Source organism: Streptomyces sp. NPDC101219, from assembly GCF_044767675.1.
Lineage (GTDB): Bacteria > Actinomycetota > Actinomycetes > Streptomycetales > Streptomycetaceae > Streptomyces.
The window spans coordinates 78,583-103,839 of record NZ_JBIWOK010000019.1 but is presented as its reverse complement, the minus strand read 5'-3'; the positions used below and the strand labels follow the sequence as shown (position 1 = coordinate 103,839).

29 protein-coding genes are annotated in these 25,257 nt (G+C 72.6%); 20 read left to right on the top strand and 9 right to left on the bottom strand.

Going from position 1 to position 25,257, the window contains the following annotated elements:
- Window positions 1-190: 190 nt before the first annotated feature.
- The gene (gene ndgR / locus ACIRPP_RS29035) at window positions 191-904 is read right to left on the bottom strand and encodes an IclR family transcriptional regulator NdgR (protein ID WP_164343030.1); all 714 of its coding nucleotides are present in this window, start codon (window positions 902-904) and stop codon (window positions 191-193) included.
- 214 nt (window positions 905-1,118) lie between these two features.
- Here ndgR and leuC point away from each other — a divergent pair, with 214 nt between their 5' ends.
- The 4 genes from leuC (at window position 1,119) to ACIRPP_RS29015 (ending at window position 4,435) form a co-directional block, all read left to right on the top strand.
- Complete coding sequence (gene leuC / locus ACIRPP_RS29030; RefSeq protein ID WP_403648797.1) at window positions 1,119-2,549, top strand: 3-isopropylmalate dehydratase large subunit; 1,431 nt, start codon at window positions 1,119-1,121, stop codon at window positions 2,547-2,549.
- Between the two features lie 6 nt (window positions 2,550-2,555).
- Window positions 2,556-3,149: a 3-isopropylmalate dehydratase small subunit gene (gene leuD, locus ACIRPP_RS29025; RefSeq protein WP_403648794.1), complete on the top strand. Its 594-nt coding sequence runs from the start codon at window positions 2,556-2,558 to the stop codon at window positions 3,147-3,149.
- A 274-nt stretch (window positions 3,150-3,423) separates the two neighbouring features.
- Window positions 3,424-3,654, top strand: a complete 231-nt coding sequence (locus tag ACIRPP_RS29020; protein WP_164343024.1) for a hypothetical protein — start codon at window positions 3,424-3,426, stop codon at window positions 3,652-3,654.
- Between the two features lie 136 nt (window positions 3,655-3,790).
- Window positions 3,791-4,435: an HU family DNA-binding protein gene (locus tag ACIRPP_RS29015; protein WP_403648791.1), complete on the top strand. Its 645-nt coding sequence runs from the start codon at window positions 3,791-3,793 to the stop codon at window positions 4,433-4,435.
- A gap of 95 nt (window positions 4,436-4,530) precedes the next feature.
- Here ACIRPP_RS29015 and ACIRPP_RS29010 read toward each other — a convergent pair whose 3' ends face one another.
- Together ACIRPP_RS29010 and cofC are read right to left on the bottom strand one after the other, a co-directional pair.
- Window positions 4,531-4,734 carry a hypothetical protein gene (locus tag ACIRPP_RS29010; RefSeq protein ID WP_164343022.1) on the bottom strand — a complete coding sequence of 68 codons (204 nt, stop codon included), beginning with the start codon at window positions 4,732-4,734 and terminating at the stop codon, window positions 4,531-4,533.
- Window positions 4,735-4,744: 10 nt separating this feature from the next.
- Window positions 4,745-5,383 carry a 2-phospho-L-lactate guanylyltransferase gene (cofC, locus tag ACIRPP_RS29005; protein ID WP_403648787.1) on the bottom strand — a complete coding sequence of 213 codons (639 nt, stop codon included), beginning with the start codon at window positions 5,381-5,383 and terminating at the stop codon, window positions 4,745-4,747.
- 158 nt (window positions 5,384-5,541) lie between these two features.
- Here cofC and ACIRPP_RS29000 point away from each other — a divergent pair, with 158 nt between their 5' ends.
- The 3 genes from ACIRPP_RS29000 to ACIRPP_RS28990 all read left to right on the top strand — a co-directional run bounded on the left by ACIRPP_RS29000 (window position 5,542) and on the right by ACIRPP_RS28990 (window position 8,647).
- Window positions 5,542-6,378 carry a lysophospholipid acyltransferase family protein gene (locus ACIRPP_RS29000; RefSeq protein WP_403648784.1) on the top strand — a complete coding sequence of 279 codons (837 nt, stop codon included), beginning with the start codon at window positions 5,542-5,544 and terminating at the stop codon, window positions 6,376-6,378.
- Window positions 6,375-7,385 (top strand): NAD(P)H-dependent glycerol-3-phosphate dehydrogenase, encoded by a 1,011-nt coding sequence (locus tag ACIRPP_RS28995; protein WP_403648781.1) that lies wholly within the window; start codon window positions 6,375-6,377, stop codon window positions 7,383-7,385. The genes ACIRPP_RS29000 and ACIRPP_RS28995 overlap by 4 nt, the downstream gene beginning before the upstream one ends.
- Before the next feature lie 104 nt (window positions 7,386-7,489).
- On the top strand, window positions 7,490-8,647 hold the full coding sequence (locus ACIRPP_RS28990; RefSeq protein WP_403648779.1) for a D-alanine--D-alanine ligase family protein: 1,158 nt from the start codon (window positions 7,490-7,492) through the stop codon (window positions 8,645-8,647).
- Between the two features lie 52 nt (window positions 8,648-8,699).
- Here ACIRPP_RS28990 and ACIRPP_RS28985 read toward each other — a convergent pair whose 3' ends face one another.
- Complete coding sequence (locus tag ACIRPP_RS28985) at window positions 8,700-9,200, bottom strand: DUF3515 domain-containing protein (protein WP_403648776.1); 501 nt, start codon at window positions 9,198-9,200, stop codon at window positions 8,700-8,702.
- Between the two features lie 20 nt (window positions 9,201-9,220).
- Entirely contained in the window at window positions 9,221-9,454 is a 234-nt protein-coding gene (locus ACIRPP_RS28980) for an Lrp/AsnC family transcriptional regulator (RefSeq protein WP_164334633.1), read from the bottom strand.
- Between the two features lie 206 nt (window positions 9,455-9,660).
- Between ACIRPP_RS28980 and ACIRPP_RS28975 the strand changes: the two genes are divergently transcribed.
- Together ACIRPP_RS28975 and thiD are read left to right on the top strand one after the other, a co-directional pair.
- Entirely contained in the window at window positions 9,661-10,626 is a 966-nt protein-coding gene (locus ACIRPP_RS28975) for a thiamine-phosphate kinase (protein WP_164334632.1), read from the top strand.
- Window positions 10,623-11,447, top strand: coding sequence for a bifunctional hydroxymethylpyrimidine kinase/phosphomethylpyrimidine kinase (thiD, locus tag ACIRPP_RS28970; protein WP_403648773.1), 825 nt, complete (start codon window positions 10,623-10,625; stop codon window positions 11,445-11,447). The genes ACIRPP_RS28975 and thiD overlap by 4 nt, the downstream gene beginning before the upstream one ends.
- A 102-nt stretch (window positions 11,448-11,549) precedes the next feature.
- Here the strand turns inward: thiD and rpmB are convergent, their stop codons facing one another.
- Window positions 11,550-11,735 (bottom strand): 50S ribosomal protein L28, encoded by a 186-nt coding sequence (gene rpmB / locus ACIRPP_RS28965; protein WP_003993230.1) that lies wholly within the window; start codon window positions 11,733-11,735, stop codon window positions 11,550-11,552.
- Window positions 11,736-12,002: 267 nt separating this feature from the next.
- On the opposite strand from rpmB, the gene ACIRPP_RS28960 reads away from it, so the two are divergent.
- The 9 genes from ACIRPP_RS28960 (at window position 12,003) to mutM (ending at window position 21,457) form a co-directional block, all read left to right on the top strand.
- Window positions 12,003-13,736, top strand: coding sequence for a DAK2 domain-containing protein (locus ACIRPP_RS28960; RefSeq protein ID WP_403648769.1), 1,734 nt, complete (start codon window positions 12,003-12,005; stop codon window positions 13,734-13,736).
- A 148-nt stretch (window positions 13,737-13,884) separates the two neighbouring features.
- A complete protein-coding gene (gene recG, locus ACIRPP_RS28955; protein ID WP_403648766.1) occupies window positions 13,885-16,170 on the top strand; it encodes an ATP-dependent DNA helicase RecG in 2,286 nt (761 codons plus the stop codon).
- Window positions 16,171-16,243: 73 nt separating this feature from the next.
- Window positions 16,244-16,831, top strand: coding sequence for a 16S rRNA (guanine(966)-N(2))-methyltransferase RsmD (gene rsmD, locus ACIRPP_RS28950; protein ID WP_403648763.1), 588 nt, complete (start codon window positions 16,244-16,246; stop codon window positions 16,829-16,831).
- Between the two features lie 26 nt (window positions 16,832-16,857).
- Window positions 16,858-17,337, top strand: a complete 480-nt coding sequence (gene coaD / locus ACIRPP_RS28945; RefSeq protein ID WP_403648760.1) for a pantetheine-phosphate adenylyltransferase — start codon at window positions 16,858-16,860, stop codon at window positions 17,335-17,337.
- 132 nt (window positions 17,338-17,469) lie between these two features.
- Entirely contained in the window at window positions 17,470-18,597 is a 1,128-nt protein-coding gene (locus ACIRPP_RS28940; RefSeq protein ID WP_403648757.1) for a cell division initiation protein, read from the top strand.
- 172 nt (window positions 18,598-18,769) lie between these two features.
- Window positions 18,770-19,414, top strand: coding sequence for a YceD family protein (locus ACIRPP_RS28935; protein ID WP_403648755.1), 645 nt, complete (start codon window positions 18,770-18,772; stop codon window positions 19,412-19,414).
- A gap of 2 nt (window positions 19,415-19,416) precedes the next feature.
- Complete coding sequence (rpmF, locus tag ACIRPP_RS28930) at window positions 19,417-19,590, top strand: 50S ribosomal protein L32 (RefSeq protein WP_003951102.1); 174 nt, start codon at window positions 19,417-19,419, stop codon at window positions 19,588-19,590.
- Between the two features lie 19 nt (window positions 19,591-19,609).
- Window positions 19,610-20,437 carry a ribonuclease III gene (gene rnc, locus ACIRPP_RS28925; RefSeq protein ID WP_403648832.1) on the top strand — a complete coding sequence of 276 codons (828 nt, stop codon included), beginning with the start codon at window positions 19,610-19,612 and terminating at the stop codon, window positions 20,435-20,437.
- A 153-nt stretch (window positions 20,438-20,590) separates the two neighbouring features.
- A complete protein-coding gene (gene mutM / locus ACIRPP_RS28920; RefSeq protein ID WP_403648751.1) occupies window positions 20,591-21,457 on the top strand; it encodes a bifunctional DNA-formamidopyrimidine glycosylase/DNA-(apurinic or apyrimidinic site) lyase in 867 nt (288 codons plus the stop codon).
- Here the strand turns inward: mutM and ACIRPP_RS28915 are convergent.
- The 3 genes from ACIRPP_RS28915 to ACIRPP_RS28905 are packed head-to-tail and all read right to left on the bottom strand — an operon-like array spanning window position 21,430 to window position 24,063.
- Window positions 21,430-21,831 carry a winged helix-turn-helix transcriptional regulator gene (locus tag ACIRPP_RS28915; protein WP_403648748.1) on the bottom strand — a complete coding sequence of 134 codons (402 nt, stop codon included), beginning with the start codon at window positions 21,829-21,831 and terminating at the stop codon, window positions 21,430-21,432. The genes mutM and ACIRPP_RS28915 overlap by 28 nt on opposite strands.
- A gap of 15 nt (window positions 21,832-21,846) precedes the next feature.
- Window positions 21,847-22,428, bottom strand: a complete 582-nt coding sequence (locus ACIRPP_RS28910) for a GNAT family N-acetyltransferase (protein WP_403648745.1) — start codon at window positions 22,426-22,428, stop codon at window positions 21,847-21,849.
- A 27-nt stretch (window positions 22,429-22,455) separates the two neighbouring features.
- Window positions 22,456-24,063: a CAP domain-containing protein gene (locus ACIRPP_RS28905; RefSeq protein WP_403648742.1), complete on the bottom strand. Its 1,608-nt coding sequence runs from the start codon at window positions 24,061-24,063 to the stop codon at window positions 22,456-22,458.
- A gap of 161 nt (window positions 24,064-24,224) precedes the next feature.
- On the opposite strand from ACIRPP_RS28905, the gene ACIRPP_RS28900 reads away from it, so the two are divergent.
- Complete coding sequence (locus ACIRPP_RS28900) at window positions 24,225-24,506, top strand: acylphosphatase (RefSeq protein ID WP_403648739.1); 282 nt, start codon at window positions 24,225-24,227, stop codon at window positions 24,504-24,506.
- A gap of 378 nt (window positions 24,507-24,884) precedes the next feature.
- Window positions 24,885-25,088: a hypothetical protein gene (locus tag ACIRPP_RS28895; RefSeq protein ID WP_030824772.1), complete on the top strand. Its 204-nt coding sequence runs from the start codon at window positions 24,885-24,887 to the stop codon at window positions 25,086-25,088.
- Window positions 25,089-25,257 lie beyond the last annotated feature (169 nt).

Below are 25,257 nucleotides of genomic sequence, written 5' to 3'. Positions count from 1 at the left end.
GGGGGGGCCCCCGGGGGGGGCCGGCCGGGGGGCCCCCCGGGCCGGGGCCGCCGGCCCGGCGGACCGGGGGGGCCCAGGTACGCGCCGCCCCCCCCGGGGGGGGCCGGGCGCCCCGGGACGCCGGGGGAGGGCCCGCCGCGGCGTTGAGGCGGGCCCGTCCCGACGGTCGGGTGCACGGGACGGGGAAGGGTCAGGAGCGGCGGAGCGCCTCGGAGAGGCGCGCGGCGGCGTCGATCACGGCCTGGGCGTGCATGCGCCCCGGGTGCCGGGTCAGTCGCTCGATGGGGCCGGAGACGGACACGGCGGCGACCACGCGGTTGGAGGGGCCCCGCACCGGCGCGGAGACGGACGCGACGCCGGGCTCCCGCTCGCCGATCGACTGCGCCCAGCCGCGGCGCCGCACGCCCGACAGGGCCGTCGCCGTGAAGCGGGCGCCCTGCAGGCCGCGGTGCAGCCGCTCCGGCTCCTCCCAGGCGAGCAGGATCTGCGCCGAGGAACCGGCCTTCATCGTCAGGGTGGATCCGACCGGCACCGTGTCCCTGAGCCCGGACAGGCGCTCCGCCGCGGCGACGCAGATGCGCATGTCGCCCTGGCGGCGGTAGAGCTGGGCGCTCTCCCCGGTGACGTCCCGCAGGTGCGTGAGCACCGGGCCGGCCGTGGCGAGCAGGCGGTCCTCACCGGCCGCCGCGGCCAGTTCGGCCAGGCGCGGGCCGAGGATGAACCGGCCCTGCATGTCGCGCGCCACCAGACGGTGGTGTTCCAGCGCCACGGCCAGGCGGTGGGCCGTGGGTCGTGCCAGTCCGGTCGCCCCGACCAGTCCCGCGAGGGTGGCCGGGCCGGACTCCAGAGCGCTCAGGACGAGGGCCGCCTTGTCCAGAACGCCGACGCCGCTACTGTTGTCCATGAAACGATACTTGCGTCTCACTCTGTGAAACGCAAGTTCAATTTTCCGTGGAACCCGCCACTCTTGAAACACGGAAGCAACGCGGCCCGTGCACTCGAGCGTGGACACATGGGCCTGGGGGCGGACGCCCGGTAACCAGGGGATGCGGGCGCCCCGTCTCCGCACAGATCTCTAGTTGGGCCGGCGCGCCCGCGTGCCGGCCGGAGGGAAAGCGATGGGTAGGACACTCGCGGAGAAGGTCTGGGACGACCACGTCGTCCGGCGCGCCGAGGGCGAGCCCGACCTCCTCTTCATCGATCTGCACCTGCTGCACGAGGTGACCAGCCCGCAGGCCTTCGACGGTCTCCGCAAGAGCGGGCGCCGGGTGCGCCGCACCGACCTCACCATCGCCACCGAGGACCACAACACCCCGACCCTGGACATCGACAAGCCGATCGCCGACCCGGTCTCCCGGGTCCAGCTGGAGACGCTGCGCAAGAACTGCGCCGACTTCGGCGTCCGGCTGCACCCGCTGGGCGACGTCGAGCAGGGCGTGGTGCACGTGGTCGGCCCGCAGCTGGGGCTGACCCAGCCCGGCATGACCGTCGTCTGCGGCGACTCGCACACCTCCACCCACGGCGCCTTCGGCGGCCTGGCCTTCGGTATCGGCACCTCCCAGGTCGAGCACGTGCTGGCCACCCAGACGCTGCCCATGGCCCGCCCGAAGACCATGGCGATCACGGTCAACGGCGAGCTGCCCGACGGCGTCACCGCCAAGGACCTGATCCTGGCGATCATCGCGAAGATCGGCACCGGCGGCGGTCAGGGCTACGTCCTGGAGTACCGCGGCGAGGCCATCGAGAAGCTGTCGATGGAAGCCCGGATGACCATCTGCAACATGTCGATCGAGGCCGGCGCCCGCGCGGGCATGATCGCCCCCGACGAGACCACCTTCGCCTACCTGGAGGGCCGCCCGCACGCCCCCGAGGGCGAGGACTGGGACGCGGCCGTCGCCTACTGGAAGACCCTGAGGTCCGACGACGACGCCGAGTTCGACGCCGAGGTCGTCATCGACGCCGCCGAGCTGTCCCCCTTCGTCACCTGGGGCACCAACCCCGGCCAGGGCGCGCCGCTTTCGTCGTCGGTCCCCGACCCGGCTTCGTACGAGGACGCCTCGGAGCGCTTCGCCGCCGAGAAGGCCCTGGAGTACATGGGGTTGGAGGCCGGGCAGCCGCTGCGGTCGATCACCGTGGACACCGTCTTCGTAGGTTCCTGCACCAACGGCCGCATCGAGGACCTGCGCGCCGCCGCGGACATCGTCAAGGGCCGCAAAGTCGCCGACGGCGTCCGCATGCTGGTCGTCCCCGGCTCGGCGCGGGTCGGTCTGCAAGCCGTCTCCGAGGGCCTGGACGTGGTCTTCAAGGAGGCCGGGGCCGAGTGGCGGCACGCGGGCTGTTCCATGTGCCTGGGCATGAACCCCGACCAGCTCGCCCCCGGTGAGCGCTCCGCCTCCACCTCCAACCGCAACTTCGAGGGCCGGCAGGGCAAGGGGGGCCGCACCCACCTGGTGTCCCCGCAGGTCGCCGCGGCCACCGCGGTCCTCGGTCACCTGGCCTCCCCGGCCGACCTCGCCGCCGCCGACGCCCGTACGCCCGCTGGAGTCTGATCAGTCATGGAAGCATTCACCACCCACACCGGCCGGGCCGTCCCGCTGCGCCGCAGCAACGTCGACACCGACCAGATCATCCCCGCCCACTGGCTCAAGAAGGTGACCCGGGACGGGTTCGAGGACGGGCTGTTCGAGGCCTGGCGCAAGGACCCGGAGTTCGTGCTCAACCGGCCCGAGCGGGAGGGCGCCACCGTGCTCGTCGCGGGCCCCGACTTCGGCACCGGCTCCTCGCGCGAGCACGCCGTCTGGGCGCTGCAGAACTACGGCTTCAAGGCCGTGATCTCCTCCCGCTTCGCCGACATCTTCCGCGGCAACTCGCTGAAGAACGGCCTGCTCACCGTGGTCCTCGACCAGAAGACCGTGGACGCGCTGTGGGAGCTGACGGAGGCCGACCCGACCGCGGAGATCACCGTCGACCTGGAGTCCCGCGAGGTGCGGGCCGAGGGCGTCACCGCGGCCTTCGAGCTCGACGAGAACTCCCGCTGGCGGCTGCTGAACGGCCTCGACGACATCTCCATCACCCTGCAGAACGAGGCGGACATCGCCGCCTACGAGGCGCGGCGCCCCTCCTTCAAGCCGCGGACGCTCACCGGCTGACCCCCCGGCCGCGAAGTCCCCGCGGCAGGTCGACTTTCGGCCACCGAAACGCCCGTCCGTACCCCCGATCGGCCCGATCGGGGGTACGGACGTTTCTGCACCCGTTCGGCCGCTCCTGCTCCCCAACTGGCTCACAACTTCCCACGTTATGACGGATGTTGCTTGGGTACACGTGTCATGTGCCCGTGACCACCGGCTGTGCCAGGACGGCTGTCAGAGGCGGCAGTTGCCCCCTGCGGGGGCGACAACTCGCCCCAGATGGCACAATCTGTGCATGGAACACGACGGCCAACTCGAGCTCTATGCGGCGGTCGCGGTCCGGCTCAAGGAAGCGCATGCAAGGGTGCGCGCACTGCAAGTCCCGGAGGGCGTACGGATGGCGCTGACCCGGAAGCTGCTGGTCATTACGGCCGCGGCCAAGCACGATCTCGCCACTGCGGCAAGGCGTCTGGAGCGGTTCATCGCGGACCTCGACGAGGGGCGATTCCCCGAAGAGGAACGCTGAACCAGCCGAGACAACCGAGTTCGTTGCGGCACAAGGGTGATAAGCCCGTTTCGTGTTTGATTTGCGGTATATATCTGCCTAACGTGCGAAAACGCTTGAACAGATTCGTTCCGGCGATGTCTCCGAAGGGGAAGACGTGAACAAGGCGCAGCTCGTAGAAGCGATTGCCGACAAGATGGGCGGCCGGCAGCAGGCCGCCGACGCTGTCGACGCGGTACTGGACGCCATCGTCCGCGCCGTGGTGGCGGGAGACCGGGTCTCGGTCACCGGCTTCGGCTCGTTCGAGAAGGTCGACCGTCCGGCCCGCTACGCCCGCAACCCCCAGACGGGCGAGCGGGTTCGGGTCAAGAAGACCTCCGTTCCCCGTTTCCGGGCAGGCCAGGGTTTCAAGGACCTGGTCAGCGGGTCGAAGAAGCTCCCGAAGAACGACATCGCCGTGAAGAAGGCCCCCAAGGGCAGCCTGTCCGGACCGCCCCCGACCATCTCCAAGGCCGCGGGCAAGAAGGCCGCCGCCAAGAAGGCGACGGGCGCGGCCAAGAGCACCACGGCCCGCAAGACGGCGGCGAAGAAGGCGACCACCGCCAAGACCGCGGCGGCGAAGAAGACCACCGCGAAGAAGGCACCCGCCAAGAAGACCGCGACCGCCGCCAAGACCGCGGCGGCGAAGAAGACCACCGCGAAGAAGGCGCCGGCGAAGAAGGCCACGGCCAAGAAGGCGCCCGCCAAGAAGTCGACCGCCCGCAAGACGACCGCCAAGAAGACCACCGCCCGCAAGAAGTAGCCACCGGCGAGCGGCACTCACGCGCCGGGCCGGACTCCGTCACGGAGTCCGGCCCGCGGCGTGTCCGGGCACCGCTCCGCTCCGGGCGGGCGCCCTCAGAAGGTGTACAGGGTCACCAGCGTGATCCGCCGGTCCTCGCCCTCGCCCTCCGTCTCGACGCGCACGCGCTGCCCGGGCCGCAGCAGCCGAAGTCCCCCCGCGTCGAACGCCGGGGCGTCGAAGGGCACCGGTGTGCCGTCGTCCAGCAGCACCTGTCCGCTGCGGCTCTCCGGGTCGTAGGTGTACGCGGTCGCCTGCATGTCCGGCAGCCTACTGCCCGGGAATCAGCAGGCGCGCGGCGGCCGCGGCCGTGCGGGGCCCCACCCCGAGGGCCAGGGCGGCCCGCAGGTCCTCGCCCGTGTCCACGTCCTGCCCCACGGAATCCACCCCGTCGGGGCGCAGTTCCACCGCGCCCGACGCCCGGTGCGCGGCCCGGGAGCCGACGCCGAACCGGGGGCGCAGTTCCTGCCCCGGGGCGGCCGACAGCAGGGTCGTGCCGGTGCCCGCCGCATCACTGAGAAAGGCCCGCGGGAAAGCGGAGGCCCCCTCCAGGACCCGGGCCAATTCCTCCGGCCGCAGGGCCGGGAGATCGGCGTTGAGCGCGGCCACCGCGCCGGCCGGCTGCCGGGCGCGCACCAGGGCCGCCCCGTGCGCGAGGGCGGCGTTCAGGCCGTCGCGCGGCTCGTCGGGGACGACTCCCGCGCCGAGGGCGGCCAGGGCGCGGCCGGCCGGGACGTCGTCCGTGACGACCACCACACCCCGCACCGCCGGGCAGGCCAGCGCGGCCGCCACCGTGTCCTGGGCGAAGGCGAGGGCCAGACCGGGCCGCAGCCCGTCGTCCGCGGTGTCCGAGAGCCTGCTCTTGGCCTGGGCCAGCGGCTTCAGGGGTACCACCAAGGTCCACTGCACGAGTGTTACGTCCCTCTCTTGTCCCGGCCATTGTCCCCCGCCGCACCCGGCCCCGGGCCCGCCGGGGCGTACCGTGTTCTCGACAGACCGGCGGCCCGGGGCGACACTTGTGCGGCCCGCCTGGCCTCCGGGTCCGGGCCCTAGAGGAAGGTGTCCTTGTGCCGCGCCGCAGAATCGGCTTCTGGTACCGCTTCGCCGCGGTGATCTGCAAACCGCCGCTGGTGGTACTGATCAAGCGCGACTGGCGCGGAATGGAGAACATTCCGGCCGAGGGTGGATTTATCACCGCGGTGAACCACAATTCGCACATCGATCCCTTCGCCTACGCGCATTTCCAGTACAACACCGGACGCGTTCCGCGATTCCTGGCGAAGAGCGGGCTTTTCAAGAAGGGATTCGTCGGCGCAGCCATGCGCGGCACCGGCCAGATCCCCGTGTACCGCGAGAGCACGGACGCCCTCAGCGCCTTCCGCGCCGCCATCGACGCCGTGGAGCGCGGCGAGTGCGTCGCCTTCTACCCCGAGGGCACCCTCACTCGCGACCCCGACGGCTGGCCCATGACCGGCAAGACCGGCGCCGCGCGCGTGGCCCTGCAGACCAAGTGCCCGGTCATCCCGGTCGCCCAGTGGGGAGCCAACGAGATCCTGCCGCCCTACGCCAGGAAGCCCCGTCTGCTGCCCCGCAAGACCCACCGCGTCCTGGCGGGGCCGCCGGTGGACCTGGACCGCTTCTACGACCGGGAGATGACCCCGGAGCTGCTCAAGGAGGCGACCGAGGCGATCATGGCCGCCATCACCCGCCAGTTGGAGGAGATCCGGGGCGAGAAGGCCCCCGCGACGCCCTACGACCCGCGCCGGGAGCGTGTGGAGCAGCGCCGCAAGACCCGCGCGCAGACGCAGGGGCGGGGCGCGGACCCGCGGCAGGACCGGGTACCGGGAGGACGGACGGCGCCGGACGGCAGGGCCGCCGCGCGCGAGGAAGGGCTGGGTTCGTGAGCAAGACCGTCAAGGCCGCCGTGTTCGGCACCGGATCCTGGGGCACCGCGTTCGGCATGGTGCTCGCCGACGCCGGCTGTGACGTCGTCCTGTGGGGGCGGCGCCCGGAGCTCGCCGAGGCGGTCAACTCCACCCGCGCCAACCCCGACTACCTGCCCGGCGTGGAGCTGCCCCGGAACCTGCGGGCCACCACGGACGCCGCCGAGGCCGCCAAGGACGCCGACTTCACCGTCCTCGCGGTGCCCTCGCAGACCCTGCGCGGCAACCTCGCCGACTGGGTGCCGCTGCTCGCCTCCGACACCGTGCTCGTGTCGCTGATGAAGGGCGTCGAACTCGGCTCCGCCATGCGGATGAGCGAGGTCATCGAGGACGTCGCCGGGGTCGGCGCCGACCGCGTCGCCGTGGTCACCGGTCCCAACCTGGCCCGTGAGATCGCCGCCCGCATGCCCGCCGCCGCCGTCGTGGCCTGCGCCGACGAGAGCGTCGCCCGGCGTCTCCAGACCGCCTGCCACACGCCCTACTTCCGGCCCTACACCAACACCGACGTCGTCGGCTGCGAGCTGGGCGGCGCGGTGAAGAACGTGATCGGGCTGGCCGTCGGCATCGCGGACGGCATGGGCCTCGGCGACAACGCCAAGGGCTCGCTCATCACCCGCGGGCTCGCCGAGACCACCCGGCTCGGCGTGGCCCTGGGCGCGGACCCGCTGACCTTCTCGGGACTCGCGGGCCTGGGCGACCTGGTGGCGACCTGCTCCTCGCCGCTGTCGCGCAACCACACCTTCGGCACCAACCTCGGCAAGGGCATGACGCTGCAGGAGACCATCGCGGTCACCAAGCAGACCGCCGAGGGCGTCAAGTCCTGCGAGTCGGTGCTGGATCTGGCCCGCCGGCACGACGTCGACATGCCGCTCACCGAGACGGTCGTCGGCATCGTCCACGAGGGCAAGCCGCCCGTGGTGGCCCTCAAGGAGCTGATGTCGCGCAGCGCGAAGCCCGAACGACGCTGAGCGACGGCCGGCCGGGCGGCGCCGGGCGACCGGGCGACTCCGCCGTTTCCGCGGCGTTGCGGGCGCTGTGTCGGGGCACCGCCAACGGGTAGTCTCGTCGCGATATGAGCACCGAGAACCTCCCCCAGAGCCCCGAGCAGCCGCCGCGCAAGCCGCGCGTGGCCGTCGTGTTCGGCGGGCGCAGCTCCGAACACGGGATCTCCGTGGTCACCGCGGGCGCCGTCCTCAAGGCCATCGACCGGACCAAGTACGACGTCCTGCCGATCGGCATCACCCAGGACGGCCGCTGGGCCCTCACCGCCGACGAACCCGAACGCATGGCCATCGTCGACCGCAGGCAGCCCAGCGTGGACCAGCTCGCGGAGTCCGCCGACGGCGGTGTGGTGCTCCCCGTCGACCCGGCGAACCGCGAAGTCGTCTACAGCGAACCCGGGTCGGTGCCCAAGGCGCTCGGCGAGGTCGACGTCGTCTTCCCGGTGCTCCACGGCCCCTACGGCGAGGACGGCACCCTGCAGGGCCTCCTGGAGCTCTCCGGCGTCCCCTACGTGGGCTCCGGGGTGCTCGCCTCGGCCGTCGGCCAGGACAAGGAGTACATGAAGCGGGTGTTCTCTTCCTTCGGGCTCAAGGTCGGCCCGTACGTGGTGATCCGGCCCCGCGAGTGGGAGCGCGACGAACCGGCCGCCCGCAAGAAGATCATCGACTTCGCCGGTGAGCACGGCTGGCCGCTGTTCGTGAAGCCCGCCCGCGCGGGCTCGTCCATCGGCATCACCAAGGTGGAGGACCTCGCCGGCCTGGACGAGGCGATCGCCGAGGCGCAGCTCCACGACCCGAAGATCCTCGTGGAGGCCGCGCTGCACGGCCGCGAGATCGAGTGCGGGGTGCTGGAGTTCGAGGACGGGCCGCGTGCCTCGGTGCCCGCCGAGATCCCGCCGCCCGACGCGCACGCCTACTACGACTTCGAGGCCAAGTACATCGACTCCACGCCCGGCATCGTGCCCGCCCCGCTGACCGACGAGCAGACCGCCGAGGTGCGCAGGCTCGCCGTCGAGGCGTTCGACGCGGCCTCCTGCGAGGGGCTGGTGCGCGCGGACTTCTTCCTCACCGCGGACGGCGAGTTCGTGATCAACGAGATCAACACCATGCCCGGCTTCACGCCGATCTCGATGTACCCGCAGATGTGGCAGGCCACGGGCGTCGGCTACGCGGAGCTGGTGGACCGCCTGGTGCAGGCGGCGCTGCGCCGCTCGACCGGCCTGCGCTGACCGGCGCGGGCAGCGGCCCCGAGGGCCGTCCACCGCCCGCCCGGCACGGTGCTCAGGAGGCGATCCCCTCGGGGATCGCCTTCTTCACGGCCGGGGCCAGGTCGATCAGGACGCCCGTGCTGTCCCGCCCGCCGGTGACCCGTACCTCCACGTAGGCCTCCCGGTTGGCGGTCGTGAACCGGTGCGCGTCGCCGTCCTTCGTCTCCATCAGCCAGTCGACACCCTCGACGCCGCCCGCGACGGCCGTCGGGTCGTGACCGCTCGCCACCTTGGGGTCGGTCATCTTCGGGGGCCGGGTGACACCGCACCGCAGTATGATCGCCACGCCGCCCCAGCCCGCGGTCAGTTCGGACGCGGGTTCGGGATCGTCGCGCTTCTCGCCGTCCACCTCGTCCGGCAGGACCTTGTCCAGGTTCCGGCACAGTTCGGTGACCTTCGCGTCCGGACGGGGAACCGCCACGGACGCGCCGTCGTCTGCCGAGGAGCAGCCCGCGACGGAGAGCAGCACGACGAACGCGGGCAGGACGGCGAACCGGTGACGGAAGGACTTCACCGGCTCAGGGTAGACGGGGGCTACAGATGGACGACCGGGCAGGTCAGGGTACGGGTGATGCCGTCCACTTGCTGGACCTTGGCGACCACCATGCGGCCCAGGCCGTCGACGGTGTCCGCCTGGGCGCGCACGATCACGTCGTAGGGACCCGTCACGTCCTCGGCCTGGATGACTCCAGGGATCTTGCCGATCAGATCCGCGACGGTCGACGCTTTGCCGACCTCCGTCTGGATCAGGATGTACGCCTGTACCACGGAACCTCCACAGCGGCCACGAGGATCATGTGGGGAAAAGGAACGCCACGGTATCGCGTCGCCGCTCGCCACGGGGAGACCCGCGGGGACCGGGCCTTGCGCGCCGGGGGTCAGGCAGGAGAGAAGTTGACGGTCACCTCGACCGTAGCGAGCACACAGAGGACTCGCGACCGGGAACGGACAGGGACAGAAGGGGAGCAAGGGCAATGAAGGGCACTGTTGGTGAGCTCGGGGAGTTCGGGCTCATCAGGGAGCTCACCTCCCGTCTCACCACCACCCCGGCGGTCCGGGTCGGCCCCGGCGACGACGCCGCCGTGGTCGCCGCACCCGACCGCAGGGTCGTGGCCAGCACCGACATCCTCCTGGAGGGCCGCCACTTCCGCCGCGACTGGTCCACGGCCTACGACGTCGGCCGCAAGGCGGCCGCGCAGAACCTCGCGGACATCGCCGCCATGGGCGCCGTGCCGACCGCGCTGCTGCTCGGCCTGGTCGTCCCGTCGGAACTTCCGGTGACCTGGCCCAGCGAACTCATGGACGGCCTGCGTGACGAGTGCCAGGTCGCGGGCGCCGCAGTGGTCGGCGGCGACGTCGTGCGCGGCGACCAGATCATGGTGTCGATCACGGCGCTCGGCGATCTGCGCAACCAGGAGCCGGTGACCCGGTCCGGGGCCCAGCCCGGCGACCTCGTCGCGGTGACCGGCTGGCTCGGCTGGTCCGCCGCCGGCCACGCGGTGCTCTCCCGCGGCTTCCGCTCCCCGCGCGCCTTCGTGGAGGCCCACCGGCGCCCCGAACCGCCGTACCACGCGGGCCCGGCCGCGGCCGGACTGGGCGCCACCGCGATGTGCGACGTGAGCGACGGGCTGATCGCCGACCTCGGGCACATCGCCGAGGCCAGCAAGGTGCGCATCGACGTCCGCTCCGGGGCGGTCGACATCCCGTCCCAGATGAACGACATCGGCCAGGCAGTCGGCGTCGACCCCATGCAGTGGGTGCTGACCGGGGGAGAGGACCACGCCATCGTGGCCACCTTCCCGCCGGACGTGAAGCTGCCCGCCCGCTGGAAGGTGATCGGCGAGGTGCTCAACCCCTCGGCGCTGCCCCAGGTGACCGTCGACGGCGCGCCCTGGACCAGCAAGGGCGGCTGGGACCACTTCGGGGACATCGAGTCATGAGCGCGGGGACCGCACCGCCCCGGGTGCTCACCGTGGCCGGCTCCGACTCCGGCGGCGGAGCCGGCATCCAGGCGGACCTGAAGACGATGCTGGCGCTCGGCGTGCACGGCATGAGCGTGCTCACCGCGGTGACCGCCCAGAACTCCCTCGGCGTGCAGGGCGCCTGGGAACTGCCGGTGGAGGCCGTGCGGGCCCAGTACCGCAGTGTGGTGGACGACATCGGCGTGCAGGCGGTCAAGACCGGCATGCTCGCCTCGGCGGAGCTCGTCGCGGCGGTGGCGGACCTGATCGCCGGCACCGGCGTGCCCGCGGTCGTGGACCCGGTGGGGGTCTCCAAGCACGGGGACGCGCTGCTGGCCGCGTCCGCGCTGGACTCGGTGCGCGCGAAGCTGCTGCCGGCGGCGACCGTAGCCACTCCCAACCTCGACGAGGTGGAGCAGCTCACCGGTGTCCGCGTGCGCGCGGAGGAGGAGATGCGGCGGGCGGCCGACGCGGTGCTGGAGTTCGGCCCGCGCTGGGTCGTGATCAAGGGCGGCCATCTCGCGGGCGAGGCCGTCGACCTGCTGACGGACGGCTCCGAGGAGCACTGGCTGCGCGCCCCGCGCCACGACAACCGGCACACCCACGGCACGGGCTGCACCCTGGCCTCGGCCATCGCCTCGGAGCTCGCCAAGGGGCGGCCGGTGCCGGAGGCGGTGGCCGCCGCGAAGGCGTACGTCACCGGGGCGCTCGCCGCCGGGTTCGCCCTGGGCGGCGGCATCGGCCCGGTGGACCATGCGTGGGCCTTCTGGCAGCGGGAGACGGACCCCGGCCGGGCCTGAGCCGCCGGCCGGGCGTCGGGGCACGGCAAAAAGCCGGTCCACCAGGGGGTGGACCGGCTCAGTGCGGCGAAACCGGATGTGGCCGCGCGCTCAGCGGAAGCGTCAGCGCGAGACCTTGCCGGCCTTGATGCACGAGGTGCAGGCGTTCACGCGCTTCGGCGTCCCGCCGACCACGGTACGCACACGCTGGATGTTCGGGTTCCAGCGACGGGACGTACGGCGGTGCGAGTGCGAGATGTTGTTGCCGAAGCCCGGCCCCTTGCCGCAGACGTCGCAGTTGGCAGCCACGGGTCACTCCAAAGACTTCAGATGCACTTACGGTTGATCCCGGCATGCCGGGATCAGGATCCAGGAACTCCGGGGAGCTCTTGGGGATCCGGGTGGCGTTGCCAGGGGGAAGGCCCGATCGGATCGGGCAACCGGAGCAGCATACAACGGCTGCACCCGTAGAACGAAACTACCATGACGGCCCCCGCCCCCCGCCCGGCCCTCCTGGGGCGCCCGCACCCCCAAGGTCTACGCTGCGTGCCACGTCCAGCAGCTCAGGGAGGCGCGGTGGCGCAGGTGCCGCAGACATTCTTCGATGCTCTCGCGGTGCGTGCGTGGTGCGGCCTAGCGCTGGAGGCACTCGGGCGGGCGCGCGAGGAGATCGACGCGATCAACGTCTACCCCGTCGCGGACGGGGACACCGGGACGAACCTCTACCTCACCGTCGAGTCCGCAGCCGCGGCCGTCGAGGCCGTGTTCGAGGGCCACGAGGCGGGTGCCGCGGCCGGCACCGCCCCCGGCACGGGCCCCAGCCTGGCCGACGCCGCGCGCGCGATGGCCCACGGCGCGCTGATCGGCGCGCGCGGCAACTCCGGCACGATCCTCGCCCAGCTGCTGCGCGGCATGGCCCAGGTGCTCGCCGGGGACGAGGCGGCGGCCCACGCCGACGGGCAGGGCCTGCGGCAGGCCCTGCGGCACGCGGCCGACTCGGCCCGCCAGGCGGTCGCCCACCCCGTCGAGGGCACCGTCCTCACCGTCGCCTCCGCCGCCGCCCGGGCCGCGGCCGACGCCGAGGGCGACTGCGGATCGGTGGCCCGGGCCGCCTACGAGGGGGCGCGCGTCGCCCTCGCCGAGACCCCGGGCCGGCTGCCCGTGCTGCGGCGGGCGGGCGTGGTGGACGCGGGCGGCCGGGGGCTGGTGACGGTCCTCGCGGCCCTCGTCCAGACGTTCACCGGCGAGACGCCGAGGATCCCCGCCGACCCCGCCGGACAGCAGGGCGGCCGCGTGCCCCGGCCCCTCCCCGAGCCCGACCCGGGCGGAACCCCGGGCGCATGCACCGACACCGCGGCGGGCCCGGACCACGGCGCGCCCACCGGGCCCGCCTTCGAGGTGATCTACCTGCTGGAGGCCGACGACGAGGCCGTCGCCCGGCTGCGCCGGCGGCTCGACGCCCTGGGCGACTCCCTCGTCGTGGTCGGCGGCGACGGGCTGTGGAACGTCCATGTCCACGTCGACGACGCCGGGGCCGCCGTCGAGGCCGGGGTCGAGGCCGGTCGGCCCTACCGGATCCGGATCACCCACTTCGGGGCCGCCGACGTCCACACCACCGGCGCCGGACGCCCTGCCCTCCCCGAGCGCCCTCGGCGGGCCGTCGTGGCCGTCGTCCCGGGCGAGGGCCTGGCCGGGCTGTACGCCGAGGCGGGCGCGACCACTGTGCTCGCCCGCCCCGGGGAGCCGCCCGCGAGCGGGGAACTCGTGCAGGCCGTACGCCGCTCCGGGGCCCACGAGGTCGTCCTGCTGCCCAACGACGCCGACCTGCGCCACACCGCCGCCGCGGCGGCCGACCAGGCGCGCGCCGAGGGCCTCAGGGTCGCCCTCATCCCGACCCGCTCCGCCGTCCAGGGCATCGCCGCGCTCGCCGTGCACGAGCCGGAGCGCCGGTTCGACGAGGACGTGGTGTCGATGACCTCGGCTGCGGGCGCGACCCGCTACGCCGAGGTCACGGTCGCCGAACGCCAGTCCTGGACCATGGCCGGCATCTGCCAGGCCGGGGACGTCCTCGGCCTCATCGACGGCGACGTGGCCGTCATCGGCCAGGAGGTCGCCGCCACGGCGTCCGCCGTGCTGGACCGCATGCTCGCGGCCGGGGGCGAGATGGTCACCCTGGTCGTCGGCGACGACGCCCCGGACACCGTCGCCGCCCATCTGGAGACCCGGGTCCGGGAGGGCTACCTGGCCGTCGACACGGTCGTCTACAGCGGCGGCCACCAGGGCGCGCTGCTGCTGATCGGCGTGGAATGAACGATCCGCCGCCGGGGCCCGTCCCGGCCGGGACGGCGCCGGAGCGGGCCGTCCCGCGGGCGTAGCCGCCCCGCCGACCGGTGTTTCCGGCCGCCGGCCGGACCACGCGCGGCACAGCGTTCCCCCATTGTCGGTGCCGTGGTGTGCAATGGATCTCGTGCCCGCACTGGAAGAACCACTGAAGAAGGTGCTCGGCCCCGCCACCGCCAAGGTGATGGCCGAGCACCTCGGCCTGCACACCGTCGGCGACCTGCTGCACCACTACCCGCGCCGGTACGAGGAGCGCGGCCAGCTCACCCACCTGGCCGACCTCCCCATGGACGAGCACGTCACCGTGGTCGCCCAGGTCGCCGACGCCCGCCTGCACTCCTTCGCCTCCTCCCGCGCCCCGCGCGGCCGGGGCCAGCGCCTGGAGGTGACCATCACGGACGGCCACGGCCGCCTGCAGCTGGTCTTCTTCGGCAACGGCGTCCACAAGCCCCACAAGGAACTCCTCCCGGGCACCCGCGCGATGTTCGCGGGCAAGGTCTCCGTCTTCAACCGGCGCCTCCAACTGGCGCACCCTGCATACGAGTTGCTGCGCGGCGACACCGACGAGACGGTGGAGACCTGGGCCGGCGCGCTCATCCCCATCTACCCCGCCACCGCCAAGCTGGAGTCCTGGAAGATCGGCAAGGCGCTCCAGACGGTGCTGCCCAGCGCCCAGGAGGCCGTGGACCCGCTCCCCGCATCCCTGCGGGAGGGCCGCGGGCTGCTGCCGCTCCCCGAGGCCCTGCTGAAGATCCACCGCCCGCACACCCCGGCCGACATCGAGGACGCCCGCTCCCGCCTCAAGTGGGACGAGGCCTTCGTCCTCCAGGTCGCCCTCGCCCGGCGCCGCCACGCCGACGCCCAGCTCCCCGCCGTCGCCCGCCGGCCGAAGCCCGACGGCCTGCTCGCCGCCTTCGACGACCGTCTCCCCTTCACCCTCACCGAGGGCCAGCAGAAGGTGTCCGGCGAGATCTTCCGCGACCTGGCCACCGAACACCCGATGCACCGGCTCCTCCAGGGCGAGGTCGGCAGCGGCAAGACCATGGTGGCGCTGCGCGCCATGCTCGCCGTCGTCGACGCGGGTGGCCAGGCGGCGATGCTCGCGCCCACCGAGGTGCTCGCCCAGCAGCACCACCGCTCGATCACGGAGATGATGGGCGAACTGGCCAGTTGGGGGCTGTGGCGCGAAGCGCCTCCTCAGAAGGGCGGTGGCGGGCGACGGGAGGGCGGCATGCTCGGCGGTGCGGAGGACGCCACCAAGGTGGTGCTGCTGACCGGGTCCATGGGGGCGCCGGCCCGCCGCCAGGCCCTGCTCGACCTGGTCACCGGCGAGGCCGGCATCGTCATCGGGACCCACGCGCTCATCGAGGACAAGGTCCAGTTCCACGACCTGGGGCTGGTCGTGGTGGACGAACAGCACCGCTTCGGTGTCGAACAGCGCGACGCGCTGCGCGGCAAGGGCAAGCAGCCCCCGCACCTGCTCGTGATGACGGCCACTCCCATCCCGCGCACCGTCGCCATGACCGTCTTCGGCGACCTGGAGACGTCTGTCCTGGACCAGCTCCCGGCCGGGCGTTCCCCCATCGCCAGCCATGTCGTCCCGGCCGCCGACAAACCCCACTTCCTGGCCCGCGCCTGGGAACGCGTCCGCGAGGAGGTCGAGAAGGGCCACCAGGCGTACGTGGTCTGCCCCCGCATCGGCGACGAGGACGACGACCCGAAGGCGGCAAGGAAGAAGGCGTCCGGCCCCGGCACGCGCGACGGGGCCGGCGGGGAGGACGCCGACCGGCGCCCGCCGCTGGCCGTCCTGGAGGTCGCCGACCAGCTCGCCGCGGGCCCCCTGAAGGGGCTGCGCGTGGAGGTCCTGCACGGCAGGATGCAGCCCGACGACAAGGACGCCGTGATGCGCCGCTTCGCCGCGGGCGACACCGACGTCCTGGTCGCCACCACCGTCATCGAGGTCGGCGTCAACGTGCCGAACGCCACGGCGATGGTGATCATGGACGCCGACCGCTTCGGCGTCTCCCAGCTCCACCAATTGCGCGGACGCGTCGGCCGCGGCGCGGCCCCCGGGCTGTGCCTGCTGGTCACCGACATGCCCGAGGCGAGCCCCGCCCGGCAGCGGCTGAACGCCGTCGCCTCCACCCTCGACGGCTTCGAGCTCTCCCGCATCGACCTCGAACAGCGCCGCGAGGGCGACGTCCTCGGCCAGGCCCAGTCCGGCACCCGCTCCAGCCTGCGCATGCTCGCCGTCATCGACGACGAGGAGGTCATCGCCGCCGCCCGCGAGGAGGCCGCGGCCGTCGTCGCCGCCGACCCGGACCTGACGGAGCTGCCCGCCCTGCGCACCGCCCTGGACGCCCTGCTGGACGCGGAGCGGGAGCAGTACCTGGAGAAGGGCTGACAGACTGGGGGCGCCACCCACCGCGCCCACCGACCTCCGCACCGCCCACCGCACACACCCAAGGACCGAGGACATGACCCGCGTGATCGCCGGCGCGGCCGGCGGACGCCGCCTGGCCGTACCGCCGGGGCAGGGAACCCGCCCCACCTCCGACCGTGCACGCGAGGGCCTGTTCTCCACCTGGCAGGCGCTGCTCGGCGGCCCCCTCGACGGCGAACGCGTCCTCGACCTCTACGCCGGCTCCGGCGCGGTCGGCCTGGAGGCCCTGTCCCGGGGAGCCGGTCACACCCTCCTCGTGGAGGCCGACGCCCGTGCGGTGCGCACCGTCCGGGACAACGTGCGCTCCCTCGGCCTGCCCGGCGCCGAGGTCAGACCGGGCAAAGCCGAACAGATCGTCCGCGCCGCCCCCGCCGGGGAGCCGTACGACCTCGCCTTCCTGGACCCCCCGTACGCCGTCTCCGACGACGATCTTCGCGAGATCCTCCTCACACTCCGTTCGCAGGGGTGGCTCACGGACGATGCCCTCGTCACCGTGGAGCGCAGCACCAGGGGCGGGGAATTCGGGTGGCCGCCCGGCTTCGAACCGATCCGGGCCCGCCGCTACGGCGAGGGAACGTTTTGGTACGGTCGCGCCGCCTCTACGTGCGAAGACGCACGATGACCGGACCGGAGAGCGAGGGATCACAAGTGCGCCGCGCCGTATGCCCCGGGTCGTTCGACCCGATCACCAACGGACATCTCGACATCATTTCCCGCGCCTCCAGGCTCTACGACGAGGTCTACGTCGCGGTGATGATCAACCAGTCCAAGAAAGGGCTGTTCGAGATCGAGGAGCGGATCGACCTGATCCGCCGCGTCACCGCCGAGTACGGCAACGTCCGCGTCGAGGCCTTCCACGGCCTCCTCGTCGACTTCTGCAAGCAGCGCGACATCCCCGCCATCGTCAAGGGCCTGCGCGCGGTCAGCGACTTCGACTACGAGCTGCAGATGGCCCAGATGAACAACGGCCTCTCGGGCGTGGAGACCCTCTTCATCCCCACCAACCCCACCTACAGCTTCCTGTCGTCCTCCCTGGTCAAGGAGGTCGCCACCTGGGGCGGCGACGTCTCCCACCTGGTCCCGCCGGAGGTCCTCGCGGCCCTGGCCGACCGCCTGCGCACGGACTGACGCCGAGCGGGAACACCACCCGCGCCCGGGCCGGACGCCGCCGATCCGCCGGTCGGTGTCCCCCCGGCGGGCCGGGGCCGTACAGTCGTCCCGTCCGTCTCCAACACAGCTGTAGAGAGTGGCGAGCACACGGTGGACGTGCAGAAGAAGCTCGACGAGATCGTCGCCGCGGTCTCCAGTGCCCGGTCGATGCCCATGTCGGCGTCGTGCGTGGTCAACCGCGCCGAACTGCTCGCGATGCTCGACGAGGTGCGCGCGGCGCTGCCCGACTCCCTCGCCCAGGCACAGGAGTTGATCGGCGGCCGGGAGCAGATGGTCGAGCAGGCCCGCCAGGAGGCCGAGCGGATCATCGAGAGCGCGCACGCCGAGCGCGGCTCCCTGGTCTCCGGCACCGAGATCGCCCGCCGCTCCCAGGCCGAGGCCGACCGGATCCTCTCCGAGGCCCGCCAGGAGGCCGAGGAGATCCGCGCCGAGGCCGACGACTACGTCGACTCCAAGCTGGCCAACTTCGAGGTCGTCCTCACCAAGACCCTCGGCTCCGTCGGCCGGGGGCGCGAGAAGCTGCTCGGCACCGGCCCCGGCCTCGACGAGCAGGGCTACGAGGACGAGGACGCCCCCGAGCGCAGCCACGACCCCGAGACCCTGCGCCGCGACGCCGACGCCTACGTCGACGTCAAGCTGGGCGCCTTCGAGGCGGTCCTCGCCAAGACCCTGGAGGCCGTCGGCCGGGGGCGGCAGAAACTGCACGGCCGGATCGCCACCGACGACCTCGGCGCCCTCTCCGACGACCCCTCGACCGTCCAGCACTCCAGCGACGCCGACTACCTCGCCGACCTCGCGGCGCTCTCCGACGCCCCGGCCCGCCCGGACCGGCAGCCGGCCCAGCCGGACTTCGCGCCGCAGCAGCCCGAGCCCCAGCCGGTGTACGCGCAGCAGGACCAGCAGGCCGCCTACGCCCAGCAGGACCAGCAGCCGGACTACGGCTACCAGCAGTCCCAGCAGCCCGACCCCTACGGCGGCTACCAGCAGCACCAGCAGTACCCCGGGCAGCAGGACCCCTACGGCTACCCGCAGCAGGCCGACCCGTACGCCGCCTACCAGGGCTACGACCCCCAGCAGGCCGCCTACGAGGCCCAGCAGGCCCAGCAGGGGTACGTCCCCCAGCAGGCGCCGTCCCTGGACGAGACCAGCCTGTTCGACACCAGCATGATCAGCGCGGACCAGTTGCGGGCCTACGAACAGGGCCGCGGCAACGGCTGACGGCCCCGGCCCGGGCTCCCCGACGACCGAATTGGGTCGAGAGCCGATGGTCCAGTATCCTGGCTCATCGGTCGCGTGCGCGCTCTGCTGACTTCGTGGACGTCCGCGATCAGCGCTGCCCGGAACACCGCGCGGCAGCGTCTCCCCCAGAGCTCGAAGACCGAAAGCAGGAATGGCCCTGAACGCCCGCCTCGACCACCGCAACCCCCTCGTGTTCGACACACACGAGCTGGGACGGCGTCCTGGTGCGCTCCAGCGCCTGAACCGCACGGTGGACGCCCCCAAGGACCTCGGTATCAAGGGAGTCGTCGGAGTGCCGGAAGGCGCTCCGGTGGAGCTCGACCTCCGGCTCGAGTCGGTCATGGAAGGTGTGCTCGTCACCGGCACCGCCCGTGCGACGGCCGAGGGGGAGTGCGTAAGGTGTCTGGAGCCGCTCGAGCTGGAGCTCGCAGCGGACTTCCAGGAGATGTTCTCGTACCCTGACGCCGACGACCGGGGCCGCGTCACCGCGGAGCCGGGCGACGACGCCGAGGACGACGAGGACAGGCTCTTTCTCGAGGACGGCCTGTTCGACCTCGAGCCTGTGCTGCGCGATGCGGTGGTGCTCGCACTGCCGATGCAGCCGGTGTGCCAGGAAGACTGCCCGGGTCTGTGTTCCGAATGCGGAGCGCGTCTCGCGGACGACCCGGAACACCACCACAACGCCGTCGACATCCGTTGGGCGGCACTGCAGGGACTCGCCGACACCATGAAGGACGGCGAGAAGGACGAGATGAGCGGCGCCGAACCTGGCGTCGACGAGAAGCAGGAGAAGTAGCCGTGGCTGTTCCGAAGCGGAAGATGTCGCGCAGCAACACGCGCCACCGCCGGTCGCAGTGGAAGGCTGCGGTCCCCACCCTGGTTGCGTGCGAGCGCTGCCACGAGCCCAAGCAGCAGCACATCGCGTGCCCGTCGTGCGGCACCTACAACAAGCGCCAGGTCCTCGAGGTCTGAGCGGCTGGTGAGAGGCACTGTGTCCACGCCGAAGAAGAACTCTGCGGACCACCAGGCCTCGTCCCACACGCTTCTGGAAGGGCGGCTCGGCTATCAGGTCGAGTCCGCCCTTCTGGTGCGAGCGCTGACCCATCGCTCCTACGCGTACGAGAACGGCGGTCTGCCGACGAACGAACGGCTGGAGTTCCTCGGGGACTCCGTGCTCGGCCTCGTCGTCACGGACACGCTGTACCGCACCCACCCCGACCTGCCCGAGGGCCAGCTGGCCAAGCTGCGGGCCGCGGTGGTCAACTCGCGTGCGCTGGCGGAGGTGGGCCGCGGGCTCGACCTGGGCTCCTTCATCCGGCTCGGCCGCGGTGAAGAGGGCACGGGCGGCCGGGACAAGGCATCCATCCTCGCCGACACCCTCGAAGCGGTGATCGGCGCCGTCTACCTCGACCAGGGTCTCGACGCGGCCTCCGAACTGGTGCACCGCCTGTTCGACCCGCTGATCGAGAAGTCGTCGAACCTCGGAGCCGGCCTGGACTGGAAGACCAGTCTCCAGGAGCTCACCGCGACCGAAGGACTCGGAGTGCCCGAGTACCTGGTCACGGAGACCGGCCCCGACCATGAGAAGACCTTCACTGCTGCCGCCCGCGTCGGAGGCGTCTCGTACGGCACCGGCACCGGCCGCAGCAAGAAGGAGGCGGAGCAGCAGGCAGCCGAGTCCGCATGGCGCGCCATCCGCGCCGCCGCGGACGAGCGGGCCAAGGCGGCGGCCGAGGCCGAGCAGGCCGTCGAGGCCGCCGAGGCCGCCGAGGCCGAAGCCTCCGCACAGGGCGCCGACGCCCCGTCGGCCCCCGCCTGACACCCGCCGCGCCCCTCACCCGGCGGTGAGGAGCACGACCGAAGCGACGCGAGCGCCCGTCCCCGCCCGGGGCGGGCGCTCGCCGCTCCGCACCGGTACGGAACAAGGGGCCCGGAGACCGGTACGCAAGCACAGGGCCCGAGGGGAAACGCCATGCCCGAGCTGCCCGAGGTCGAGGTCGTCCGGCGCGGACTGCTCCGGTGGGTCGCCCACCGGACCGTCGCCGACGCCGAGGTGCTGCACCCGCGTGCGGTGCGCCGCCACCTCGCCGGACCCGACGATTTCGCGGACCGCCTGCGGGGCCACCGCATGGGCACCCCCAGCCGGCGCGGCAAGTACCTGTGGCTGCCCCTGGAGGACACCGGCCAGGCGGTCCTCGCCCACCTCGGCATGAGCGGCCAGCTGCTCGTGCAGCCGCACTCCGCCCCCGACGAGAAGCACCTGCGCGTCCGCGTCCGCTTCACGGAGGACCCGGCGGGCGACACCGAACTGCGCTTCGTGGACCAGCGCACCTTCGGCGGCCTGTCCCTGCACGACACCACCCCGGACGGCCTGCCCGACGTCATCGCCCACATCGCCCGCGACCCGCTCGACCCCCTCTTCGACGAGGACGCCTTCCACCGGGCGCTGCGCCGCAAGCGCACCACGGTCAAGCGCGCCCTGCTCGACCAGTCACTGATCAGCGGGGTCGGCAACATCTACGCGGACGAGGCGCTGTGGCGGGCCCGCATCCACTACGAACGCCCCACGGCGACCCTCACCCGGCCGCGCACCCTGGTTCTCCTCGGACATGTCCGCGACGTCATGAACGCCGCCCTCGCGGTGGGCGGCACCAGCTTCGACAGCCTGTACGTCAACGTCAACGGGGAGTCCGGCTACTTCGACCGCTCCCTGGACGCCTACGGCCGCGAAGGACTGCCCTGCCGCCGCTGCGGCACCCCGATCCGCCGCCGGCCCTGGATGAACCGGTCCAGCTACTACTGCCCCCGGTGTCAGCGGGCGCCGCGGGTCGTGTCGTAGCGCTCCCGGGCCTCCAGCACGGCGTCCATACCGCTCTCCACGGACCGGATGAGCGCGAGCAGCCGCCCCGCGACCTCACGGCCCAGCGGGGTCAGTTCGTAGTCCACCCGCGGCGGATTCGTCGGCTGGGCCTCGCGGTGCACCAGACCGTCGCGCTCCAGTGCCTGCAGCGTCTGGGACAGCATCTTCTCGCTCACCCCGTCGACCCGCCGCCGCAGGGCGTTGAACCGCAGCGACCCCTCGTACAGGGCCCCGAGCGTGAGCGATCCCCAGCGCCCGGTCACATGCTCCAGCGTGCTCCGGGAGGGGCAGGCCCGGGCGAACACGTCGTACGGCAGGCCGTCCGCCGCCGTTTCCCGCTGCACGCTCGTCATGTTCACGAGATTACGTCAGTCGGTACCGACCGGCAGAACGCGCTGACCGTCGGCAAGCGGCGGGCCGGGCGTCCACACGCCGAACCACTGCTCGGCGCCCCACTCCTCGAAGCGGTCCACCTCGGTGAAGCCCAGCCGCGCCGCGAGGCGCAGCGAGCGGACGTTGGCCACCTGCGTGCAGAGCACCACCGGCTCGCCGGGCAGCGTCCCGGCCACCCGGCCGAGGACCGCCGCACACGCCTCGGCGGCATACCCGTGCCCCCACGCCTCCGGCAGGAGCAGGTACCCGAGTTCGACCTCACCGCCCTGCGGCCGGACGTGCCCCGGCCGCCGCGGCCCGCGCCGCTTCAGCTCGACGGTGCCGATCATCTCCCCGCCGCGGTCGATCACGAAGACACCGGGACGCCGCCCGGGCACCCGGGGCACCACCTGCTCGAGCTCCTCCCGCGGCCGGGCCCCGCCGAGGTGGGCGTAGACCTCGGGCGACGACAGCAGCGCGATGAAGCGCTCCCGGTCCCGCGCCCCGGCCTGCCGCAGCACGAGCCGGGCGGTGCGCAGGGGAGCGGACGCAAGGCTCAGGGAGCCGGACACGGTCATCGGGGAGGGGTGGGGAGGGGCCGTTGCTCAGTACCCGAAGTTCTGCGTCCACCACGGTCCGCCGGGGCCCATGTGGACGCCGACGCCGAGGGTCTTGAAGTCGCAGTTCAGGATGTTGGCCTTGTGGCCGGGGCTGTTCATCCAGGCTTCCATCACGGCTGCGGCGTCGACCTGGCCGCGGGCTATGTTCTCGCCGCCGAGGTCGGCTATGCCGGCCTGCTTGGCGCGGTCCCAGGGGGTCGCGCCGTCGGGGTCGGTGTGGTCGAAGAAGCCGCGCTCGGCCATGTCGTCGCTGAACGCCTTCGCGAGCCCTGCCAGGGCGTTGTCCGCGGCGACGGGACGGCACCCGACCTTGGCCCGCTCCTGATTGACCAGCCTCAGCACCTGGGCACTGGCGGCCTGCTCGGCCGACGTGGAGCCCGGGTTGGCGGGCTTCTTGGTGGACGGGTCGGCCTTGCGGGGCGGGTTCTTGCGCTCGGGCGTCTTCTCGTCGGGGGTGGCGGACGGAGTGCGCGCCTCCTCCTTCTCCTCGCCCTTGTCCGCTTCCTCTTCCTTCTCCGGGGTCTCGGCCGGAGCGGCGGGGGCGGACGGGGAAGCCTCCGGCGAGGTGGCGCGGTCGCCGTCGCGGCTCGCCGGGGAGCCGGCCTCGCGGCCCGGGCTCTCCAGGCTGCCGGAGGAGCCGCCCTGTCCGGCGGGGGAGTTGGTGGGCACGCCGCCGGCCTGGACGCCGTCGCTGGGGGCGCTGTCGCCGCCCAGCTTGTAGTTCTCCAGGCCGGGGACCGCGCCCGTGGCCACCGCGACGGTGCCGATGGCGACCGCGGCGGAGACGCCGAGCAGGCCGCTGCGGACGGGGGTGCCGGTCTTCTTCTTCCGGCGCCGGTGTCCGGGCGCCCGCCGGACCCCGCCGCCGGGCGGGAGGCCCTCGTCGGTGTGGCGGGTGTCCACGGTGTCACCGGGAAGGCCGTCGGAGAACCGGTCCGGGGCGAGGTCGCCCTCCGGCAGCCCCTCGCCGGCGAACGGGTCACCGGGGAAGGGGTCGTCGGGGAAGTCCGGGCCGAAGGGGTCGGCGGCGAAGCGGTGGCCGGGCAGCGGGTCGTCGGCGAACGCATCGTGCGGATGGCCGCCGGGCAGGCCCTGCGGATGCCTGTCGAACTCGTGTCCGTCGTAGGAGTGTCCGCCGTAAAGGTGTGCGCCGGCCGGTGCGTCGTGGCCGGGGAAGGCGGGGCCGGTGATCCCGTCGGCCGGGAAGACCTGGGTGGCCGGGCCCTGCGTGACGTCCGGTGCGGCCGGGAAGACGGCGGTGTCGGAGAAGGCGGTGCCGCCCGCAGGAGCGGCGGGGGAGTCCTGGAACGGCACGCCGTACGGATCGGCGGCCGGGGCCGCGTGGGCGGTGGAGCCGGCGTCCGGGGCGCCCTCGGCGTCTGGCGTGGCGTACAGATAGGCCTCGCTCTTCGCGTAGGTCTCGGCGTACGCGGCCGGGTTCAGATAGGGCGCGATGCCCATCGTGGGCCGGTCGGTGGCGTGGGCGTCCAGCAGGCCGTCGTGGCCCGCGTCCTGGGAGCCGTCGTGTTGAGTGACCCCCGTGGCGCGGCCCGTGGCGGCGCGGCCGGCGGCTGAGCGTCGGTGGCGTCCCATGTCCTGGCCTTCCTCGTCCTTGCGGTCGACTCGTCCTCGCGATCACCACGAAACTCACACCATCGAGTGAGTTTCATATGAGATTCATTGGGTCGGGACGGTACCGCATGCCGCCAGGGGACCGTGTGCCCGGTGTGACATTGTCCGGTTAGGTTGCAGTCATGAGCGAGGATGTGCGACTGGTCGCCTGGGTGCGCGGGCGGGTCCAGGGGGTCGGTTTCCGCTGGTTCACCCGGGCCAAGGCCCTGGAACTCGGCGCCCTGAGTGGTTTTGCTCTCAATCTGGGCGACGGACGGGTGCAGGTGGTCGCCGAGGGCCCCCGGGCGCGCTGCGAAGCGCTTCTGGACTGGCTGCGGGACGGCGACACGCCCGGGCGCGTGGACGGAGTCACCGAGATCTGGGACACACCGCGCGGCGGCTACGACGGCTTCGCCATCCGCTGAGGACCGCCGCTCCGCGGCGCCGCACGCGGGCCGCCCGGCCGCCTCGGCCCGGCCCCGGAACGGAAAACGTCCTGGTGATTGCGGAAAGCCGCTTGTGGTGGCGCCCGCGGACCGACAGGATGACCGCCACGTCCCGAGGACCCGGAGAGATCGCGACGCCGCCGTCGTGCGGCCGTATGCACCCGGTTGTCCGCCCATACGGGGCGTGATCGTGTTGACCGTCAAACTTTTTGGTGAGACGCTGAAAGCCCCGCGCACCTTAGCTGTTTGGCATGGCTGAACGGCAGCACAACTGCAAGCCTGCCGAGCACCGGCGGTGCGAATCCCTCACGACCCACACCGCATCGGTCGGTCACTCATTGTGGAGGACCATCCATCATGGCAAAGGCGCTTCTCGGTTACGTCGGCGGCTCCGACCCGCGACTCCTCGCCGAGATGCGACGGCTCCAGCAGCGCGTCCAGGACCTGGAATCCGAGCTCGTACGGATCCAGGCCGAGAAGGACGCGCTGGCGGCTGCCGCTTCTCACGACAGGATCATGGAGAGCGTTGACGCACACCAGGCGGAGCCCGCGCTGACCTGATCACTGCACCGCTCCACGAACAGCACCGCAGTGGTCGGGCCGCTCATCACACCCGCCCTATTGTCTGAAGTGCAAGGGACGCCTCGGCGTCCCTTCTTTCTTGGCTTCCCCGCCTCCGATGCCCCCGCGTCCCGGCCCGCCCCTCGGGTTCCTTGCCCCGCGCATCCTT

Excerpts from the sequence above, each read along its gene's own strand:
- ACIRPP_RS28905 (WP_403648742.1), bottom strand. The coding sequence starts at position 24,063 with ATGGGACGCCACCGACGCTCAGCCGCCGGCCGCGCCGCCACGGGCCGC.
- ACIRPP_RS28990 (WP_403648779.1), top strand. The coding sequence starts at position 7,490 with ATGAGCACCGAGAACCTCCCCCAGAGCCCCGAGCAGCCGCCGCGCAAG.
- ACIRPP_RS28935 (WP_403648755.1), top strand. The coding sequence starts at position 18,770 with ATGGCCCTGAACGCCCGCCTCGACCACCGCAACCCCCTCGTGTTCGAC.
- ndgR (WP_164343030.1), bottom strand. The coding sequence starts at position 904 with ATGGACAACAGTAGCGGCGTCGGCGTTCTGGACAAGGCGGCCCTCGTC.
- ACIRPP_RS28900 (WP_403648739.1), top strand. The coding sequence starts at position 24,225 with ATGAGCGAGGATGTGCGACTGGTCGCCTGGGTGCGCGGGCGGGTCCAG.
- ACIRPP_RS28915 (WP_403648748.1), bottom strand. The coding sequence starts at position 21,831 with ATGACGAGCGTGCAGCGGGAAACGGCGGCGGACGGCCTGCCGTACGAC.
- ACIRPP_RS29020 (WP_164343024.1), top strand. The coding sequence starts at position 3,424 with ATGGAACACGACGGCCAACTCGAGCTCTATGCGGCGGTCGCGGTCCGG.
- ACIRPP_RS29010 (WP_164343022.1), bottom strand. The coding sequence starts at position 4,734 with ATGCAGGCGACCGCGTACACCTACGACCCGGAGAGCCGCAGCGGACAG.
- ACIRPP_RS28910 (WP_403648745.1), bottom strand. The coding sequence starts at position 22,428 with ATGACCGTGTCCGGCTCCCTGAGCCTTGCGTCCGCTCCCCTGCGCACC.
- leuC (WP_403648797.1), top strand. The coding sequence starts at position 1,119 with ATGGGTAGGACACTCGCGGAGAAGGTCTGGGACGACCACGTCGTCCGG.
- ACIRPP_RS28975 (WP_164334632.1), top strand. The coding sequence starts at position 9,661 with ATGAAGGGCACTGTTGGTGAGCTCGGGGAGTTCGGGCTCATCAGGGAG.
- mutM (WP_403648751.1), top strand. The coding sequence starts at position 20,591 with ATGCCCGAGCTGCCCGAGGTCGAGGTCGTCCGGCGCGGACTGCTCCGG.
- recG (WP_403648766.1), top strand. The coding sequence starts at position 13,885 with ATGGATCTCGTGCCCGCACTGGAAGAACCACTGAAGAAGGTGCTCGGC.
- leuD (WP_403648794.1), top strand. The coding sequence starts at position 2,556 with ATGGAAGCATTCACCACCCACACCGGCCGGGCCGTCCCGCTGCGCCGC.
- rsmD (WP_403648763.1), top strand. The coding sequence starts at position 16,244 with ATGACCCGCGTGATCGCCGGCGCGGCCGGCGGACGCCGCCTGGCCGTA.
- ACIRPP_RS28895 (WP_030824772.1), top strand. The coding sequence starts at position 24,885 with ATGGCAAAGGCGCTTCTCGGTTACGTCGGCGGCTCCGACCCGCGACTC.
- thiD (WP_403648773.1), top strand. The coding sequence starts at position 10,623 with ATGAGCGCGGGGACCGCACCGCCCCGGGTGCTCACCGTGGCCGGCTCC.